Annotated in this window: 19 protein-coding genes; 7 read left to right on the top strand and 12 right to left on the bottom strand. The window is 70.6% G+C overall.

Going from position 1 to position 17980, the window contains the following annotated elements; translation table 11 throughout:
• Nucleotides 1-3: 3 nt before the first annotated feature.
• Nucleotides 4-1950, bottom strand: coding sequence for a B12-binding domain-containing radical SAM protein (locus KY5_RS01785; RefSeq protein WP_159072463.1), 1947 nt, complete (start codon nt 1948-1950; stop codon nt 4-6).
• Between the two features lie 169 nt (nt 1951-2119).
• On the bottom strand, nt 2120-2269 hold the full coding sequence (locus KY5_RS41675) for a hypothetical protein (protein ID WP_159072462.1): 150 nt from the start codon (nt 2267-2269) through the stop codon (nt 2120-2122).
• A 345-nt stretch (nt 2270-2614) separates the two neighbouring features.
• Here KY5_RS41675 and KY5_RS01780 point away from each other — a divergent pair, with 345 nt between their 5' ends.
• Entirely contained in the window at nt 2615-4234 is a 1620-nt protein-coding gene (locus KY5_RS01780) for an alpha/beta hydrolase (protein WP_098240495.1), read from the top strand.
• 36 nt (nt 4235-4270) lie between these two features.
• Here the strand turns inward: KY5_RS01780 and KY5_RS01775 are convergent, their stop codons facing one another.
• From KY5_RS01775 to KY5_RS01765, 3 genes are all read right to left on the bottom strand, one after another.
• The gene (locus tag KY5_RS01775; protein WP_098240494.1) at nt 4271-4759 is read right to left on the bottom strand and encodes a YbaK/EbsC family protein; all 489 of its coding nucleotides are present in this window, start codon (nt 4757-4759) and stop codon (nt 4271-4273) included.
• Nucleotides 4760-5791, bottom strand: a complete 1032-nt coding sequence (locus KY5_RS01770) for an NAD-dependent epimerase/dehydratase family protein (RefSeq protein ID WP_199842892.1) — start codon at nt 5789-5791, stop codon at nt 4760-4762.
• A 119-nt stretch (nt 5792-5910) separates the two neighbouring features.
• Nucleotides 5911-6645, bottom strand: coding sequence for a lysophospholipid acyltransferase family protein (locus KY5_RS01765; RefSeq protein WP_098240493.1), 735 nt, complete (start codon nt 6643-6645; stop codon nt 5911-5913).
• A 205-nt stretch (nt 6646-6850) separates the two neighbouring features.
• On the opposite strand from KY5_RS01765, the gene KY5_RS01760 reads away from it, so the two are divergent.
• Nucleotides 6851-7240, top strand: a complete 390-nt coding sequence (locus KY5_RS01760) for an SSI family serine proteinase inhibitor (RefSeq protein ID WP_098240492.1) — start codon at nt 6851-6853, stop codon at nt 7238-7240.
• A gap of 28 nt (nt 7241-7268) precedes the next feature.
• Here KY5_RS01760 and KY5_RS41300 read toward each other — a convergent pair whose 3' ends face one another.
• From KY5_RS41300 to KY5_RS01740, 5 genes are all read right to left on the bottom strand, one after another.
• Nucleotides 7269-7430: a hypothetical protein gene (locus KY5_RS41300; RefSeq protein ID WP_107098911.1), complete on the bottom strand. Its 162-nt coding sequence runs from the start codon at nt 7428-7430 to the stop codon at nt 7269-7271.
• Nucleotides 7431-7517: 87 nt separating this feature from the next.
• The gene (locus tag KY5_RS01755; RefSeq protein ID WP_098240491.1) at nt 7518-8468 is read right to left on the bottom strand and encodes a cytochrome c oxidase assembly protein; all 951 of its coding nucleotides are present in this window, start codon (nt 8466-8468) and stop codon (nt 7518-7520) included.
• Between the two features lie 127 nt (nt 8469-8595).
• Entirely contained in the window at nt 8596-9621 is a 1026-nt protein-coding gene (locus KY5_RS01750; protein WP_098240490.1) for a 6-phosphofructokinase, read from the bottom strand.
• Nucleotides 9622-9786: 165 nt separating this feature from the next.
• Nucleotides 9787-10518 carry a type 1 glutamine amidotransferase gene (locus KY5_RS01745; protein WP_098240489.1) on the bottom strand — a complete coding sequence of 244 codons (732 nt, stop codon included), beginning with the start codon at nt 10516-10518 and terminating at the stop codon, nt 9787-9789.
• 21 nt (nt 10519-10539) lie between these two features.
• Nucleotides 10540-11778: a MurT ligase domain-containing protein gene (locus tag KY5_RS01740; RefSeq protein WP_098240488.1), complete on the bottom strand. Its 1239-nt coding sequence runs from the start codon at nt 11776-11778 to the stop codon at nt 10540-10542.
• Nucleotides 11779-11918: 140 nt separating this feature from the next.
• Between KY5_RS01740 and def the strand changes: the two genes are divergently transcribed.
• On the top strand, nt 11919-12461 hold the full coding sequence (gene def, locus KY5_RS01735; protein WP_098240487.1) for a peptide deformylase: 543 nt from the start codon (nt 11919-11921) through the stop codon (nt 12459-12461).
• 48 nt (nt 12462-12509) lie between these two features.
• Here def and KY5_RS01730 read toward each other — a convergent pair whose 3' ends face one another.
• Nucleotides 12510-13154: a TetR family transcriptional regulator gene (locus tag KY5_RS01730; RefSeq protein ID WP_098240486.1), complete on the bottom strand. Its 645-nt coding sequence runs from the start codon at nt 13152-13154 to the stop codon at nt 12510-12512.
• A 164-nt stretch (nt 13155-13318) separates the two neighbouring features.
• On the opposite strand from KY5_RS01730, the gene KY5_RS01725 reads away from it, so the two are divergent.
• From KY5_RS01725 to KY5_RS01710, 4 genes are all read left to right on the top strand, one after another.
• Nucleotides 13319-14545, top strand: coding sequence for an acyl-CoA dehydrogenase family protein (locus KY5_RS01725; protein WP_098240485.1), 1227 nt, complete (start codon nt 13319-13321; stop codon nt 14543-14545).
• Between the two features lie 187 nt (nt 14546-14732).
• On the top strand, nt 14733-15176 hold the full coding sequence (locus KY5_RS01720; protein WP_098247009.1) for a MarR family winged helix-turn-helix transcriptional regulator: 444 nt from the start codon (nt 14733-14735) through the stop codon (nt 15174-15176).
• The gene (locus KY5_RS01715; protein ID WP_234362577.1) at nt 15173-16621 is read left to right on the top strand and encodes an MFS transporter; all 1449 of its coding nucleotides are present in this window, start codon (nt 15173-15175) and stop codon (nt 16619-16621) included. The genes KY5_RS01720 and KY5_RS01715 overlap by 4 nt, the downstream gene beginning before the upstream one ends.
• A complete protein-coding gene (locus KY5_RS01710) occupies nt 16618-17169 on the top strand; it encodes an isochorismatase family protein (protein ID WP_098240484.1) in 552 nt (183 codons plus the stop codon). Before KY5_RS01715 ends, KY5_RS01710 begins: the two co-directional genes overlap by 4 nt.
• 9 nt (nt 17170-17178) lie before the next feature.
• Here KY5_RS01710 and KY5_RS01705 read toward each other — a convergent pair whose 3' ends face one another.
• On the bottom strand, nt 17179-17967 hold the full coding sequence (locus tag KY5_RS01705; protein ID WP_098240483.1) for a GNAT family N-acetyltransferase: 789 nt from the start codon (nt 17965-17967) through the stop codon (nt 17179-17181).
• Between the last annotated feature and the right edge of the window lie 13 nt (nt 17968-17980).

Here is a 17980-nt window from a genome sequence, read left to right as displayed (position 1 = left end):
CCTTCAGCGTGTCGGACTGGTTGCCGGTAGCGGTGCGTCGCAGAGGACACCGGCATCCGCGGCGGCGAGTTTGCCGAGGAGGGACCGGCCGTGCGCACTGGTCGCGATCAGGGGACTGCCAGGGGCGTCGCTCCGGGTCACATGGCTCTTCGGCAAGGAGTAGACCTGTTCCCGTACCGGATCGGCCAACAGGGAGGAATCGCCTCCCGGGCCGCGCGGGGCGAGCCGTGCCGGAGCGCATCGGATCCATGGATGCGGGCGCAGCGCAAGGTGCTCGGCAGGGGAGTGTGCGGCGGCTTCGGCGGGCCCGGCCGCGGCAGCCGAGATCCGGCGCATGCCCTGCTTGAGCCGCCGGAGCATGTCGGGGCGCTCGGGTCCGCCGATGACGGTGTGCCGTCTGCCCACCCTGCCGCCCAGGTAGTTGAGTTCGCGGTTGTCGGCGAACGCGTCGGACCCGTCGAGGACCACGCCGAAGGCGTGCGGATCGGCCACCAGCCGGGTCCCGGGCTCGGCCACCATGAGCTCGAAGGCGTCGACGGCGAACTTGTCGCGGTTGCGTTCGAGGAAGCGGAGCGAGTCCTCGGACTCCTCCTCGGTCTCGTCCAAGAGGCCACCCATGATCGAAAGATTGACCCGTATGTCCGCCGCCGCGAGATTGTCGAGGATGGCCTGGAAGTCCCCGGCCTGCACGCCTTTGTCCAGCGTGTCGAGGAGCCGCTGTGTGACGCCCTCGTAGCCGACGGCCATTCCCTCGCAGCCCAGTTCGGCGAGCTCCTGACAGAAGGCCGGATCGAGCAGGATCGGCTCCAGGCGGTTGCGCGTATTGAAACGGACCTGAAGACCGCGCTCGCGCACCAGACGCATGGCACGGGCGAGCAGTCGCAGATTGGTGTTCTCATCGACGACGGTGACGAAATCGATTCCGGTGCTCTCCACGATCTGGTATACCGCGTCGGCGAGTTGCCTCGGAGAAGCCTGTTGGTAGGCACCGCGTTCGAGAGACCGGTTGCCGTAGGAACAGAAGACGCAGCGTCCCCAGTAACACCCCACACAGGACACCATGGAGAGAACGACGGTGTCATTGAGATAGGAGTGCACCTTCAGCCCGGCATAGTCAGGCGCTCCTACGTCCTTGAAACGCAGAGTGGGCGGTCGGCCGGGGCCTGTCGCGCCCCCGGGATTCAGCCATCTCATTCCCGGCACTTCGGAGCGAGGCGCGTTCGCGGTGAGATGCGCCAGCCAGCGCTCAAGCGGCTCCTCGCCCGCCGTGACGCAGAGAGCGTCCACCGCTGTGCGTACTGAGGTCAACGCGGCCAATTCGTCGTGGCGCAGCATGATCTGCTGTCCGCCGATACAGATCGGTGTGTCCGGGTGGCGGAGCCGGATCCACCGGGCGAGCAGCAGCGCCGGGGCCAATTGGCTGAAGAAGGCGACGGAGATGCCGACCGCCCGCGGCGTGGAATCGTCCAGTGCCTCGGTGAGTAACGCGTGCAGCTTCCGGGTCGCGAAGTCGAGGGAATCGACCGGCGCTTCCGACAGCTGGAGCACTGCCCGGTCCAGTGAGTCGAAGTCGTCCCACACCTGCGACAACGCCGAGTCGCGCAGCAGGAGTTGGGCGGCCTGTCGAGCCAGTCGCACCGCGCGCACAGGTCCGAGTCGGGGCGCCGGGTCCTTCGTCAGGACGAAGTCACGCATCTCGCCGAGATGCTGGAGGGAGGCATCGGCCACCACCGCTCGGTACCAGGTGGGCAGATCCCGCGCCTCGTCCAGCGTCCGGGCTTTCTGTGCGAGTGCCGGGCCGTCCAGGAGACGGTGGACCAATTCGATACCGAGATCGACCTGGTGAGCGCTGTAGCCGGACCTGCGGACGTGACCGGCGAGATAGGGCAGACTCAGATAGGGAAAAAGAGTTGCCTCCGTCGGGGGCGGAAAGAGCAACAAGAGGTCCATGCCATCCGTCCTGATCCGGACGGTGCGGCCGACCGGGTGCGCGAGGCGATCGCGGAGAGAGAGCGGCGGGAGAATCGAAGGAGCCCACAAGCGGGCGTTGCTCCGACCTCGCGGCCGAAGAATCCAGAAGATCTTGTGAGCTCCCCATGCAGCGATTCAGGCGGGCCGATCAGCCCGCCGGCATCTCCGAGGAGCGGTCTGCATTCTTGGCGATGTAGTTGTAGGCCGTGGACGAACCGCTGACTTGCAGTTCGTCCATCTCGAGTACCTCAAGTTCGCCGAGGTCGCTGTCGACTTCGGTGCTCATCTGGATGTCCATGGAACCTCCATGTGCGACATGTGTGAGTGGAACATGAAACGGGAGTGCATTTCTGGGACTCCGGTTCTCGAACAGACTCGCTGTGACGTTTCATCATGGTCAAGGGCGCTATTGAGCCATGGTCATCCGGGCGGCGCGCCGCCGCCGTCGTGACTCCGGGCGTCCGAGGGCGCGCGCGGCCCTCCTGGCAGGGGCGTGACCTGCGTCGACCCCTCCGCCCCCGCTCGCCCGTTGAGCGGTTCAAGGTTCACCGTTTATCGGATTGGTAAAGAACCTCCGCCACATCTGTCGCTGGGATCCTCGCAACGCGAGGATCCCTCGTACTGATCGAATCTGCTCGAATCGATGTGCGGGAGGCCCCACTTGCGACGGACCCCAGGAAACAGACGGACGGCGGTGCTCGGCACCGCGGGCACCCTGGTCACGGCCACGCTGATCGCGGGCGCCATGGCCGCGCCCTCGGCGAACGCCGACGCGGGTGCCCGCTCCGGGAAGGACCGCGAGGCGCGCGGTGTCGCGCTCGCCGCGCAGCGTGCCGCGAAGGCGGGCATCGACTGGCGCGACTGCCCCGCCGACTGGGGCCTGGACAAGCCGATCCAGTGCGGTTGGGTCACCGTGCCGCTCGACTACGCGAAGCCCAACGGCAAGAAGATCAAGATAGCCGTCGACCGCATCGGCAACACCGGTACGGACAAGGAGCGTCAGGGCGCGCTCGTCTACAACCCGGGCGGCCCCGGCGGCTCCGGCATGCGCTTCCCGACGCGCGTGACCAAGAAGAACCCGGTCTGGGCCAAGACCGCCAAGGCGTACGACTTCGTCGGGTTCGACCCGCGCGGCGTCGGCCACTCCACGCCGATCTCCTGCGTCGACCCGCAGGAGTACGTGAAGGCGCCCAAGGCCGACCCGGTGCCCGACTCCGAGGCCGACAAGCGCGCCCAGCGCAAGCTCGCCGCCGAGTACGCGGACGGCTGCGCCGAGCGCAGCGGCTGGATGCTGCCGCACATGACCACGCCGAACACCGCGCGCGACCTCGACGTGGTCCGCGCCGCGCTCGGCGAGAAGAAGCTCAACTACCTGGGCGTGTCCTACGGGACGTACCTGGGCGCCGTCTACGGCACGCTCTTCCCCGCCCACGTCCGCCGCATGGTCGTGGACAGCGTGGTCGACCCCTCCCGCGAGAAGATCTGGTACCAGGCCAACCTGGACCAGGACGTCGCCTTCGAGGGCCGCTGGAAGGACTGGACCGCGTGGGTCGCCAAGAACGACGCCACCTTCCACATCGGTGACACCCAGGCCAAGGTGCAGCAGCAGTGGGAGAAGCTGCGCGCCACCGCCAAGGCGAACCCGATCGGCGGTGTCGTCGGCCCCGCCGAGCTGACCGCCTTCTTCCAGGGTGCGCCCTACTACGACTCGTCGTGGGTGCCGGTCGCCGAGACCTGGAGCAAGTACCTCGCCGGGGACACCAAGGCGCTCGTCGACGAGGCGGGCCCCGATATGTCCGACACCGCGGGCAACATCTCCTCGGAGAACGGCAACGCCGTCTACACCGCGGTGGAGTGCGCCGACGCCAAGTGGCCGACCAGCTGGCGCAAGTGGGACCGGGACAACACCCGCCTGCACAAGGACTACCCGTTCCTGACCTGGTCCAACGCGTGGATGAACCTGCCGTGCGCCACCTGGCCGACCAAGCAGCACACCCCGCTGGACGTGAAGACGGGCAAGGGCCTGCCCGCCGTCCTCATCGTGCAGTCCCAGCGTGACGCGGCCACCCCGTACCAGGGCGCCGTCGAGCTGCACAAGCGCTTCAAGGGCTCCCGCCTGATCACCGAGAAGGACGCGGGCTCGCACGGTGTCACCGGCCTGACCAACCCGTGCATCAACGACCGGGTGGACAGCTACCTGCTCGCGGGGAAGACGGACGCGAAGGACGTGACGTGCGCACCGCACGCCACGCCCAAGCCGTGACGTCCCGCGTCTGACGGGTTCCTGTCCGACGGGTTCCTACTGGGAGATCGCCTCGGTCCGAGGCCCGGCGATCTCCCGGTAGTCCGCCGTCCGCAGCGCCAGCGAACGGTCGAGCCGCGCGGCGTTGAAGAAGATCTCCTCGTGCTCCAACAGTGCGGGATCCACGACGAGTTCGAGCTCGGGGTCGAAGGAGAACGGCAGGATGGTGCCGCTCACGCTGCCCGAGAGCCGCTCCGCCAACTCCTGCGTCGCGAAGCCCGCGTACGTACCGCCGAGCAGCGCCTTGAGCGCGTTCAGGTCCACGCGCCGATCGCCGGGCACCACGGCCAGGACGTACCGCTTCGTCTTCTTGCCGATCTTCACCATCACCACGATGCACTTGGCGGCCTGCTCCAGCGTGTTGCCGCGCAGCGCGCTCACCGCCTCCGTGGCGCCCTCGGCCTCGTGCTCGATGACGCGGTACGTGGCGCCCCGCTCGTCGAGGAGGCCCACGAGCTTCGTGTACTGGGCGTGCTGCTCGCTCACTTACTTCTCCCGCCGCGCCAACCAGGCATCTTCCGCCCGGTAGTTGAAGAGATCATAGTTCGCGGCCAATTTGGGGAACGCCTCGCGCCAGTCGCGCTCGCGGAGGTGGTCGACGAGCCAACGGACCGTCTCCTCCAGGGATGCGGCGTACGTCGTGACGGGCCTGTACCCCAACTCCCGCTCCGCGGCCGCCATGTCGTACACCACGGGATGCGCGGAGGACCACATCGTGAGGCCGACACCGGGTTCCGGCGGCTCGCCCTCCACCAGCACCGTCTCGGTCTCGACCCCCATCACCGCGTCCACCGAGGCCCCGATCTCGGCCACGGTCGGCGCCTCCGGGTCGCCCGCGTTGAGCACCCGGGACCCGGGCCTGGCCGCGGCGAGCCTCACGAGCTCGGCCAGCGTGCGCACCCCCACGGGGTGGAAGCGGCTGCGGCCGCCGTGGGCGAGCACCCGGGTACGCCTGCCGTCGAGGTTGCGCTGCACGAAGTACAGCTCGCGGGGCCCGCGGCAGTACGGCCCGTGGATCGCCCCGGCCCGCAGCAGCGTCACCGGCAGCCGGTCGCCCAGCGCGAGCAGCCCCCGTTCCAGCGCTATCTTCCGGGTGCCGTACGTGGCATCGCCCGGCGCCACGGTGGGCTGGCTCTCCGGGATCGGCACCGGGTAGCGGGGAAAGCCGTCCGGTTCGCCCTGGGTGTCGAAGCTCCGGCCCTGGGCGTCCGCGTAGACGGCACCGCTGGAGAGCACCACGGCGGACCCGATCCGATCGGCGAACGCGGCGTACTGCCGGGCGTGCGCCGCCGTGAACGCCACCATGTCGACCACGAGGTCCACGCCGTCGCCGAGCACCCCGGCGAGCTGCGCGTCGTCCTCCCGGTCGAGCACGGCCTCGCGCACGTCCCCCGGCCACCGCTCGTCGCGCCCGCCGCTCCGCGACGCCGCCGTCACGCTCCAGCCGTCCTCGACGAGTGCCCGTACCGTCGCGCGCCCGGTCTGTCCCGTCGCCCCGATCACCACCGCGTTCTTCATGACCGGACCGTAGGGCAGCGGGTCCGGTCAGGTGAAGGGTGATCTGCTCTCGGCAGAGGCAGAGGCAGAGGCAGAGGCAGAGGCAGAGGCAGAGGCAGAGGCAGAGGCAGCCGCAGCGGTCAGCTCAGCGGCATCCGCGGGAACTTGCGGGGCTCCTTGGCGCCCGCCGCCGTGCGCTCGGCCTCCTCCGCCTTCACGACGGCCGCGTACTTGTCGACGTACTCCTGACCGGAGAGCCCGAGGATCGCGTACATGATCTCGTCGGTGACGGCCCGCAGGACCGCCTTCTCGTTGTCCATGCCGTCGTAGCGCGAGAAGTCGAGCGGCTCGCCGAAACGAATCGTCACCTTGCGGAAGCTGGGCACCTTCTGGCCGGGTGGCTGTGCCTCGAACGTGCCGATCATCGCGCAGGGGATCACCGGCACCCGGGCCTTGAGCGCCATCGCGGCGACGCCGACCTTGCCCTTGTACAGGCGGCCGTCGTGCGAGCGGGTGCCCTCGGGATAGATGCCGAGCAGCTCGCCCTTGCGCAGCACGCCGAGCCCCTCGCGGATCGCGGCCTGGCCCGCCTCCTTGCCGGAGCGGTCCACCGGGATCTGCCCGATGCTGTGGAAGAACGCGGCGGTCAGACGGCCCTTGATGCCGGGCCCTGTGAAGTACTCGGCCTTCGCGAGGAAGGTGATGCGGCGCTTGATGATGGCGGGCATCAGGAAGTGGTCGGAGAAGGACAGGTGATTGCCCGCGACGATCGCCGCGCCGGACTCCGGAACGTGCTCGAGGCCCTCGATCCTCGGCCGGAACATCAGCCGGAGGAGAGGGCCGAGGACCACGTACTTGAGCAGTAGATAGAACATGGCGGCTGCCTTCCCCCTGGACCCGGTGCCGACGCAGAGTAGCCAATCGGCGGCGCGGACGCGAGAGCCCGTTCGGGCCCTTGCGCGCGGCCGGGCGGGGGACCGACCGGCGCGGCAGCTGGACCGCCCGCTCCGGCGGAGGGTGCGCTGGCCTCTTCCCGGCGTCCCGGACGCCACAGAACGTCACCGTCCCCGGAGGTTTCGCATGCGCCCGTTCACCGTCGCGGCCACCGCCCTGATCGCGCTCGGCGCGGCTGTCCCCGCCCACGCCGCAGAGGGGGTCCCCGCCCCGCGCGGCGGTCTCTTCCTGACCGTCTCGGGCGCCGACAACACCTGGATCCGCGGTGTGCTGCTGCGCTGTACGCCCGAGCCCGAGGGTCACCACCCGCAGGCGGCGCAGGCCTGTGCGGCCATCGAGGAGGCCGCGGGGGACTTCGACGCGCTGGCCGACGACCCGCACGCGTGCACCAAGGAGTTCGACCCGGTGACCGTGAGCGCGAAGGGCACCTACCGGGGCCGGGTGATCGGCTGGCACAAGACGTACCCGAACGCCTGCACCATGGATGCCGACACCGGATACGTCTTCCGCTTCTGACCGGCGCGGTACCCGGCCGGTGCGCGCCTCAGGTGGTGCTGCGGGAGAGCACCATGGCGAGGGTGATCAGGCCGAGGACGACCCAGCCGAACCAGAGCCATCCGTTGCTTCCGAGCGTCACCGTGTAGGCCGTCACCATGACCAGGCCGCCGATGGTGAACGCGCCCATCGTCTTCGTGGAATCGGGCATCGCTGAGCCTCCTCCCGGCAGCCTCGTGCGCCGGGGCGCGGCGGCTGCGGTCCGAGGGCCATCGTCTCCCGCGAAGCCCGGTTGCCGCTAGCGTCCGCGTGCGGCCAGTGAGGCCAGATAGGCGTTGTACTCCTCGAGCTCCTTGTCGCCGTTGCGGTCCGCGGCACGGTCCTTGCGCCGGGCCTCGCGGTCCTCGGACTTGCGCCACTGGAAGAGCAGGGCGACGAGGACCACCACGGACGGGATCTCGCTGAAGGCCCAGGCGATGCCGCCCGCCGCCTCCTGGTCGGAGAGCGGATCGATGCCCAGCGAGGCGGGCGGGTGCATGTAGGTGCCGATCATCGGCTGGGTGGCCATCATCAGCGCGATTCCGAAGAACGCGTGGAACGGCATGCCCGCGAACAGCTCCAGCATCCGGAAGATGTGGCCCGGCCGGTGCGGTCCCGGGTCGACGCCCATGATGGGCCAGAAGAAGACGAGACCGACGGCGAGGAAGTGCACCATCATCCCGATGTGGCCCGCTTTGGAGCCCATCAGGGTGTCGAAGAGCGGCGTGAAGTAGAGCGCGTACAGGCTTGCGATGAACAGCGGGATCGTGAACGCGGGATGCGTGATGATCTTGACGTACCGGCTCTGGAGGAGCCAGAGCAGCCACTCGCGGGGGCCCTTGTGACCGCGGGCCGCCACCGGCAGCGCGCGCAGCGCGAGGGTGATCGGCGCCCCGAGCAGCAGCAGGATCGGCGACAGCATGCTGATGATCATGTGCTGCACCATGTGCACGCTGAACATGACCATGCCGTAGTCGTTCAGCTTGGTGCACATCACCAGGAGGATGGTGAGCACGCCGATCACGAAGGAGACCGTGCGACCCACCGGCCACTTGTCACCGCGCCGCACGAGCCGCAGCACGCCCCACCCGTACAGGGCGAGGGCCAGCAGGCAGCCGATGAGGAAGAAGGGGTCGGCCGACGGTTCGAGACCTCGCCCCAGCGTGAACGGCGGCAGATCCATGTTCATGCCGTGCCCGCTGTGATCCATCCAGTGGCTCCTGATTCGTGCGGATTGTGCGACGTGTTCGGCACCAGAGTAGAACTGCCCCCGGCCGCTGACGCGACCGGGGGCAGATAGTTCAACAGGTGATGACCTCACCGATGTGCGGAGGGACTTACAGCACGCACTCCGCTTCGGCGTACCGCTCGTCCGGCACGGTCTTCAGCGTCTCGACGGCCTCGGCGAGCGGCACCATCGTGATGTCCGTGCCGCGCAGCGCCGTCATCTTGCCGAACTCGCCGCGGTGCACGGCCTCCACCGCGTGCCAGCCGAACCGGGTCGCGAGGACGCGGTCGTACGCGGTGGGGGTGCCGCCGCGCTGGACGTGGCCGAGGATCACCGGACGCGCCTCCTTGCCGAGGCGCTGCTCCAGTTCGAGGGAGAGCTGGCGGGCGATCCCGGCGAACCGCTCGTGGCCGTAGACGTCCTTGCCGCCCTCGTCGAACTCCATGGAGCCCGCGCGGGGCTTGGCGCCCTCGGCGGCCACCACGATCGCGAACTTCTTGCCCGCGGAGAAGCGCTCGCCGACCTTGGCCGCCAGCTCCTCGATGTCGAAGGGGCGCTCGGGCACGACGATCGCGTGCGCGCCCGCCGCCATCCCGGAGTGCAGGGCGATCCAGCCCGTGTGACGCCCCATGACCTCGACGATGAGCACGCGCTGGTGCGACTCGGCGGTGGTCTTGAGGCGGTCGAGTGCCTCGGTCGCGACGCCGACGGCCGTGTCGAAGCCGAAGGTGACGTCGGTGACCGCGATGTCGTTGTCGATGGTCTTGGGGACGCCGACGATGGGCAGGCCCCCGTCGGAGAGGAGCCGCGCGGCCTTCAGCGTGCCCTCGCCGCCGATCGGGATGATCGCGTCGAGGCCGAGGTCGGCGAGGTGCCCCTTGGCGCGCTCGACGCCGTCCCGCAGATGCGCGGGCTGGACGCGCGACGAGCCGAGGATCGTGCCGCCGCGGGCGAGGATGCCGCCCACCGCGTCGAGGTCGAGCTTGCGGTAGTCGCACTCCAGGAGGCCCTTCCAGCCGTCGTGGAAGCCGATGACCTCGTCGCCGTGGTCCACCACCGCGCGGTGCACGACGGAGCGGATGACGGCGTTCAGTCCGGGGCAGTCGCCTCCGGAGGTCAGGACACCAATGCGCATAGCCCGGAATACCTTTGCAACGTGGGCCGAGGTCCGGACCACGTCGTCCGGCTGGAATCCCCGCCACCCTATAGGCGGGAGGGGGTTGGTCCGTACCGGGCGTCCGCCTGCTGGACGCCCCCGCTCACATGTGCGGGCGGGGCGTCAAGCGGGCTCCTGTGAAGCTCAGGCGGGCTGCTGCTGCGCGGCGTTGATGCGCTCGTTGCGCAGCGCCTCGTACCACCGGTCGTCCGTCGGCGGCAGCGCGTTCACATCGAGGGCCAGCTTCAGGAGCAGGTCCGCGATGAGCGGGTTGCGGGCGAGGACGGGGCCGTGCATGTACGTACCGAAGACCGTGCCGTTGTAGGCGCCTTCGGTGCCGTCGCCCGTGCCGTTGCCCCGGCCGAGCCTGACCTGGGCCAGGGGGCGGGCGTTCGGGCCGACGTGGGTGACGCCCTGGTGGTTCTCGAAGCCGGTCAGCTGCGGCAGGCCGAGCTGCGGGTCGATGTCCCCGAGGACGTCACCGACGCACCGCTCGCCCTCGCCGCGCGTGGAGACCACGTCGAGCAGGCCGAGGCCCGGCTCGCGCTGGCCGAGGTCGTTGATGAACTCGTTGCCGATGATCTGGTAGCCGGCGCAGACCGAGAAGACGATCGCGCCGTTGCCCACGGCCCGCTGCAGGCCGCCGTCGCGGCGAAGGCGCTCGGCCGCCAGGCGCTGCGGCCGGTCCTCGCCGCCGCCGATCAGGTAGATGTCGCCGGAGGTGGGCACCGGCTGGTCGCTGCGTACGTCGTAGCGCTCGACCTGGAGGCCGCGCTGGCGGGCGCGGCGCTCCACGACCAGGGCATTGCCCTGGTCCCCGTACGTGCTCAGGAGGTCGGGGTAGACCCAGACCAGACGCAGGCTGTTGTCGCTCATGCTCATTGTCCTTACCCGGGGTCAGTTGCCGACGCGGCGGCGCAGGTCCTGGAACGCGGTGTAGTTCGCGATGGTCTCGATGCGTCCCGGCGGGGCGAGCTGCACGGCCTCGTCGAGGGACTCGCAGACCCGGAAGTCCAGGTTCGCGACCTCCAGGCGCACCGCGAGGTCCAGCTTGCGGTCGCCGAGGACGAAGATCGGGTGGCCCGCGAGGCGGGTGTAGTCCACGTCCCACAGCCAGGAGGTGTCCGTGCCGTCCGCGCCGCGGGCGTTGACGGAGAGGATCACCGGGGTCGGCGGCGGGTCGATCAGCGAGAACGTCTCGAGCCAGCCCGCGGGGTTCTTCGCGAGCAGCAGTCGCAGGTCACGGCCCTGGAACTGCACGACGTCATAGCGTCCCGCGACGGCCTGCACCTGGTACATGCGCTCGAGGGCGACCTGCGGCGGCACCCCGAAGACGGCGGCGACGGCGGCCGACGAGGTCGCGTTGGCCTTGTTCGCCCGGCCCGGCAGCTGCAGGTGGATCGGCCAGGCCGAGCCGTGCGGGTCCAGGACGTGGTCGCCGGAGAGCACCCAGCTGGGCGCGGGGCGGCGGAAGCCGCACTCGCCGCAGAACCAGTCGTCCCCGGGGCGCTGCATGACGCCACCGCAGGACGGGCACGACCAGGCGTCGTCCTTCCACTCCTGACCGGCGGCCACCCACACCACGTTCGGCGAGGAGGAGGCCGCCCAGACGACCAGCGGGTCGTCGGCGTTGGCGATGACCACGGCCTTGGAACCGGACAGGCCCTCGCGCCACTTCTCGGCGAGCATGCGGGTCTCCGCGGCGCGGTCCAGCTGGTCGCGGGAGAGGTTGAGCAGCGCGATCGCCTTCGGGTCGACGTCACGGGCGACGCCCGCGAGGTACTTCTCGTCGACCTCGATCACGCCGTACTTGGCGTCGGAGCCGCCGGCGAGCGCCGAGGTGATTCCGGCGGGCATGTTCGCACCGAGCGCGTTCGAGACGACCGGGCCGCTGGCCCGCAGCGCCTCGGCGATCAGACGCGTGGTGGTCGTCTTGCCGTTGGTGGCCGACACGAGGACAACGTCCAGGTGAGTGGCGAGCCGACCGAGCAGTTCGGGGTCGAGCCTGAGCGCGACCTTGCCGCCGATCACCGATCCGCTGCCGCGGCCCGCCGCGCGCGACACCGCCGCGGCCGCCTTGCCCGCCGTCACGGCCAGCTTGGCCCGCGGCGACAGCGGGTCCGTGTTGCCTGACATCTGTCGAGATCCTCCTTGCGTACGGCGCCGCGCCTGCCCCCGGCATCGTTTCGACCTCAGCCTATCGAGATCCACTGACAAGCCCGAACCGCGGCACCACCTCGGCACCGCTCCATCCCCTGGACCGTACTCTTGCCGCCATGCGACACGGCTCGATCCCGGGCGCCTCCGGGCGCGTAAGACCCCTGACCCTGCTCGGTGACCCCGTGCTGCACACGCCCTGTGAGGAGGTCACCGACTTCGGACCCGAACTGGCGCGGCTCGTCGAGGACATGTTCGCCACGATGTACGCCGCCCAGGGCGTGGGCCTGGCCGCCAACCAGATCGGCGTCGCCCGCCGGGTGTTCGTCTACGACTGCCCGGACGACGAGGATGTCAGACACCTGGGCCATGTGGTCAATCCGCGTCTGGTCGAGGCGGACGGCGTGACGGTGCGCGGCCCCGAGGGCTGTCTTTCGCTGCCGGGACTCGAAGCGGGGACGCCGCGCTTCGACCACGCCGTGGTCGAGGGCGTGGACGTGCGCGGGGAGCCCGTGACGGTGCACGGGTCGGGCTGGTTCGCGCGCTGTCTCCAGCACGAGTGCGACCACGTGGAGGGCGGTGTCTACACCGACCGCGTCACCGGCTGGCGGCGGCGCAGGGTGCTGCGGGCCGCCGCCAGGGCCTCCTGGAACAAGAACTGAGGACCGGGGTGTGACGCGGGGGCGGGTCGGTTCGGAGTACGGGCCCGCTCAGAACCCGGGCCCGCCCACGCGATTGCCCGCGGCGGCGAGCCTGCCCCACAGCAGGTCCGCCAGGCTGCTCACCAACTCGGCGCGCGAGCAAGGCCGTTCACCGAGCCACCAGTCGCCCGCCGCGTGCATCATGCCGACGATCCCGTGGCCCCACACACGGGCGAGTTGGGCGCTCTGCGGTCCGAGGTCGACGCGCTCCTCGATGACCTCCGCGAGCTCCTCGCCGAGGCGGCGGAGCAGCGGAGCGGAGTGCAGGCCGACGTCGAAGCCCTGCTCGCCGGGGGAGGGGGCCTCCGACGGATGCATCAGGAAGCGGTAGACCTGCGGGCGGGCCTCGATCGCCGCGAGGTAGGTGTCGAGCGTCGCCTCGACCCGCTCCCTGCGCTCGGCGGGTGCGTCGAGCGCGGCGCGCAGTGCCTCCAGGAGCGCGTCCGTGTGCCGCTTGGCGAGCGCCGCGTAGAGTCCGCCCTTGTCGCCGAAGTGGCGGTAGAGGATCGGCTTGGTGATGCCCGCCTCCGCGGCGATGGCGTTCATCGAGGCGCCGGGTCCGTCGCGGAGCACCACCCGGTCCGCGGCCTCGAGCAGTTCCCGTCGCCGGTGCTCGGCGGACCGCTGCTGATCGGTCCGCTGCGTGGTCTCCATGGCTTCTCCCCGCCCGTGCTGATTCGGTGACGCACGCGCAACGTAACACCCGGTGCGCTGTGCGCATCGAACGGGCTGCCGGGAGTTGACATGGACTACTGGCCAGTAACAGACTTCGGTTACCGCAAGTAACGCCGCAGTTGATCGCTGGTCCTGGAGGGGTCATGGCCGAGTTCACCATGGAGCTGAACGACGAACAGAAGGAGGTCCGGGACTGGCTCCACGGTTTCGCGGCCAATGTGATCCGCCCCGCGGCCGCCGAGTGGGACGAGCGCGAAGAGACCCCCTGGCCCATCATCCAGGAGGCGGCGAAGCTCGGGATCTACTCCCTGGACTTCTATGCCCAGCAGTTCTTCGACCCCTCGGGGCTCGGCATCCCGATGGCGACCGAGGAGATCTTCTGGGGGGACGCGGGCATCGGCCTGTCCATCATGGGCACCGGCCTGGCGGCCGTGGGCGTCCTCGCGAACGGCACCGAGGAGCAGATCGGCACCTGGATCCCGCAGATGTACGGCGACGTGAACGACGTGAAGGTCGCCGCCTTCTGCTCCTCCGAGCCCGACGCGGGCTCCGACGTGGCGGCGATGCGCACCCGCGCCGTCTACGACGAGGCCAAGGACGAGTGGGTGCTCGACGGCACCAAGACCTGGGCGACCAACGGCGGCATAGCCAACGTCCACGTCGTCGTCGCGGTCGTCGACCCGGAGCTCGGCTCGAAGGGGCACGCCTCCTTCATCGTGCCGCCCAACACCCCCGGTCTCTCGCAGGGGCAGAAGTTCAAGAAGCACGGCATCCGCGCCTCGCACACCGCCGAGGTCGTCCTGGAGGGCGCCCGCGTCCCCGGCCACTGCCTCCTCGGCGGCAAGGCCAAGCTGGACGAGCGTCTCGCCCGCGCCAGGGAGCGCGCGAAGTCGGGCGGCGAGCGCGTGAAGAACGCGGCCATGGCCACGTTCGAGGCGTCCCGCCCCGCGGTCGGCGCGATGGCCGTGGGCACCGCCCGCGCGGCGTACGAGGAGGCCCTGGAGTACGCCAAGACGCGTACGCAGTTCGGCCGCCCGATCATCGACAACCAGGGCATCGCCTTCCAGCTCGCCGACATGCGCACGCAGATCGACGCGGCCCGTCTGCTGGTGTGGCGCGCCTCGTGGATGGCGAGCACCGGCAAGAAGTTCGAGTCGGCCGAGGGCTCCATGTCCAAGCTGTACGCGAGCGAGGTCGCCAAGAAGGTCACGGCGCAGGCCGTGCAGATCCTCGGCGGCAACGGCTTCACCCGTGAGTACCCCGTGGAGCGCATGCACCGGGACGCCGCGATCTACACGATCTTCGAGGGCACGAGCGAGATCCAGCGTCTGGTGATCGCGCGCACGCTGTCGGGCATGCCGATTCGCTAGCGCTCGGCCGGGGCGGTTTGCGTCTGCGGGGGCGTCGTGGCCGGTCGCGCAGTTCCCCGCGCCCCTTACGGAGTCCGCCCCTGTCGCTTTCGCGGCAGGGGCGGTTTTTCGTGGGTGAGGGAGATTGGCAGGTTAGCTGTGCAGTGAAGCTTGCAAGTTTACCTGTCTATTGTCTATGGTGCGGAGCATGAGCGCACCCCTTGGCGACCCCGGCCCCGAACAGCTCGCCGCCGATCTGTCGGGCGCCGTGCGGCGACTCGTACGACGCTTTCGCGGAGTGTCGCCGGACACCGGCCTGAGCCCTTCGCAACGTTCCGTGCTCGCCCGCCTCGACGGGGCGGGCCCCGACACCACCGCGGGCCTGGCCCGCGCGGAGCTCGTACGGCCCCAGTCGATGCGGATGACCGTGAGCGCGCTGGAGGAGCTGGGGCTCGTCGCGCGCGCCCCCGACCCCGACGACAGGCGCCAGTCCGTCGTCTCCGTGACCGAACAGGGGCGCCGCACCCTCACCGAGATGCGAGCCGCCAAGCGCGACTGGCTCGCCGCGGCGCTCGCCGACGAGCTCGACCCGGCGGAACGCCGCCAACTGGCCGACGCCGTTGTGCTGTTGGAGCGGTTGGTGCGCAAGTGAGGACGGCGTCGCGCGCGACGCCCCGTCCCGCCGCGGGCGATCGTCCGGCCTTCGGGGCCCGGCTCACCGCGCCCCTCCTCCTCGGCTCCCTGCTCAACCCGCTCAACACCACGATGATCTCCACCGGCCTGGTGGCGATCGGACACGACTTCGGCGTCGGCGCCGCCGACACCGCCTGGCTCGTCTCCGTGCTCTACCTCGCGAGCGCCGTCGCGCAGCCCGTGCTCGGCAAACTGGCCGACGGCATCGGGCCGCGCCGGGTCTTCCTCGGCGGGCTCGTGGTCGTCGTCGCCTCCGGTCTCGTCGGCGCCCTCGCCCCGGGCTTCGGCTGGCTGCTCGTCTCCCGGCTGCTGCTCGGCGTCGGCACCTCCGCGGCCTACCCGGCCGCCATGGCCGTCCTGCGCGACGAGTCACGCAGACTCGGCACACCGACCCCGCGCACCGTCCTCGGCAGGCTCTCCTTCGCCGCGCTCGGCAGCGCCGCCGTCGGACCCACGCTCGGCGGGCTCCTCGTCGCGACCGCGGGGTGGCGCGGCATCTTCGCCGTGAACGTTCCCGTCGCCCTCCTCGCGTACGGCGCGACGCTGCGCTGGATACCCAAGGACGCGCCGCGCGGTGAGCGCACGGGCGACGGCGCCGCGGGCGGCCTCGACCCGCTGGGCACGCTGCTCTTCACCGGCGTGCTGACCTGCCTCGTCGTCTTCCTGCTCGACCTGCGCCACCCCCTGTGGTGGCTGCTCGCCCCCGTCGTCCTGCTCGGCGCCGTCCTCACCTGGTGGCAACTGCGCCACCCGCGTCCCTTCATCGACCTGCGGATGCTGGGCAGCAACCACGCGCTCGCCCGCACCTACCTGCGCCACGGACTGAGCTACCTGGTCGTCTACTGCGTCATGTACGGCTTCACCCAGTGGCTCGAGGAGGCCCGCGGCTACGGATCGCTGCACACCGGGCTCGTCATGCTCCCCATGTCCCTTGCGGCGCTGGCCTGTTCACTGCTCGGCGCCCACACGAAGGGCATCCGCGCGCCGCTCACCGTCGCGGCCGTGCTCCTCGCCGTGGGCAGCGCGCTGCTCCTGGTGACGACGGGAGCCACCCCGCTCGCCGTCCTGCTGCTCGCGGGCGCCTGCTTCGGCATTCCGCAGGGGCTCATGGGCACCGGCAACCAGGCCGCCGTGCAGCAGTTCGCGCCCGCCGACGCGATCGGATCGGCCGCGGGGCTCCAGCGCACCGCCCAGTACATCGGCGCCATCACGGCCTCCGGGCTCATCGGCCTCGCCTACGGCAGACAGGCCGACGACGGCGGACTGCACCTGATGGCCGTGGTCGGCGGCGCCCTCGCCCTGGTCCTCGTCGTCCTCACCGTCACCGACCGCGCGCTGCGGCCCGCACCACAGCACCATCCCGCACCAGAGCAACACCCCGCACCGGAAAGGCACCACTCATGACCGCCACCGTCCTCGACCCCACCACCGCCCTCGTCCTCGTCGACCTCCAGAAGGGCATCACCGGGCTGCCCACCGTCCACCCGGCCGACGAGATCGTCGAGCGGGCCGCGCGGCTCGCCGACGCCTTCCGCGAGCGCGGTCTGCCCGTGGTCCTGGTGCGGGTGACCGGTGGCGCTCCCGGGCGTACCGAGGCTCCCGCGCGCGGTGGTCGGCCGCCCGCCGACTGGGCGGACCTCGTGCCCGAACTCGGCCGCGTGGACAGCGACATCGTCGTCACCAAGCAGCAGTGGGGCGCCTTCTACGGCACCGACCTCGACCTCCAGCTGCGCCGCAGGGGCGTCCGTCAGGTGGTGCTCGCGGGCATCGCGACGAGCATCGGCGTGGAGTCGACGGCGCGCGCCGCGCACGAGCACGGCTATCACGTCACCGTGGCCGTCGACGCCGTGACCGACATGGACGCCGACGCCCACCGCAACAGCGTGGAGAAGATCTTCCCGAGGCTCGGCGAGATCGACACGGCGGAGGCCGTCGCGAGGCTCCTCGGCTGAGCGAACCGCCTACGGCGTGTACACGTACGGCGTGGTCGTGCACAGCGTCGCGAAGCCGAGCCGGTCCAGGATCGGGCGGCTGTCGTCCGACGCGTCGACCTGCAGATAGCGATAGCCGCGCTCGGCCGCGATGCGGGCGCGGTAGGCGACGAGGGCGCGGTAGATGCCCCTGCCGCGCCACTGGGGAGCGGTTCCGCCGCCCCAGAGCCCGGCGAACTCGGTGCCGGGGCAGAGCTCCATCCGGGCGCCGCACACCGGCAGGTCACCGGCCATGGCGACGACCGCGACGATGTCGTCGGGCGCCTCCGCCAGCTGGGCGAGCACCTGCTTGCCGATCCGCTCGCCCAGGGCGGCCTCGCCCTCGCCGAACGCGGCGGTGTGCGCGCGGGCCATGAGCCGCACGCCCTCGGCGTCCGTCACGGGGAGCAGGCGGACGCCCTCGGGCAGCTCGGGGCCCGCGGGCAGGGCGTCGGCCTCGGCGACCATCAAGGTCTCCGTGGGATCGGCCACGAAACCGGCGGCGACGAGGCGCTGCGCGAGGTCGGCGGGCCGGTCGTGGGAGTACAGCTTCCACTCGAACTCCCGCCCCGCGGCGGTGTAGTCACGCACCTGCGTGGCGATCACGGCGTCGGCCGTCGCCGCGTCGATGTCCGCCCACAGGACGCCGTTCCAGTCGTGCGCGGAGCCGATCTGCCGCACGACGCCGTCGATGCGCTCGATCCGCGAGGTCGCGCTGTCACTGTGCGCGTCGCGCCGCATCTGCCGGTCGTACGCGGCCAGCGTCTTGTCATGATCCATGCGCGTCACTTCA

It is taken from the genome of Streptomyces formicae, assembly GCF_002556545.1.
GTDB classification, from domain to species: domain Bacteria; phylum Actinomycetota; class Actinomycetes; order Streptomycetales; family Streptomycetaceae; genus Streptomyces; species Streptomyces formicae_A.
The sequence above is the reverse complement of the archived record's forward strand: the minus strand, read 5'-3'. Positions and strand labels throughout refer to the sequence as shown.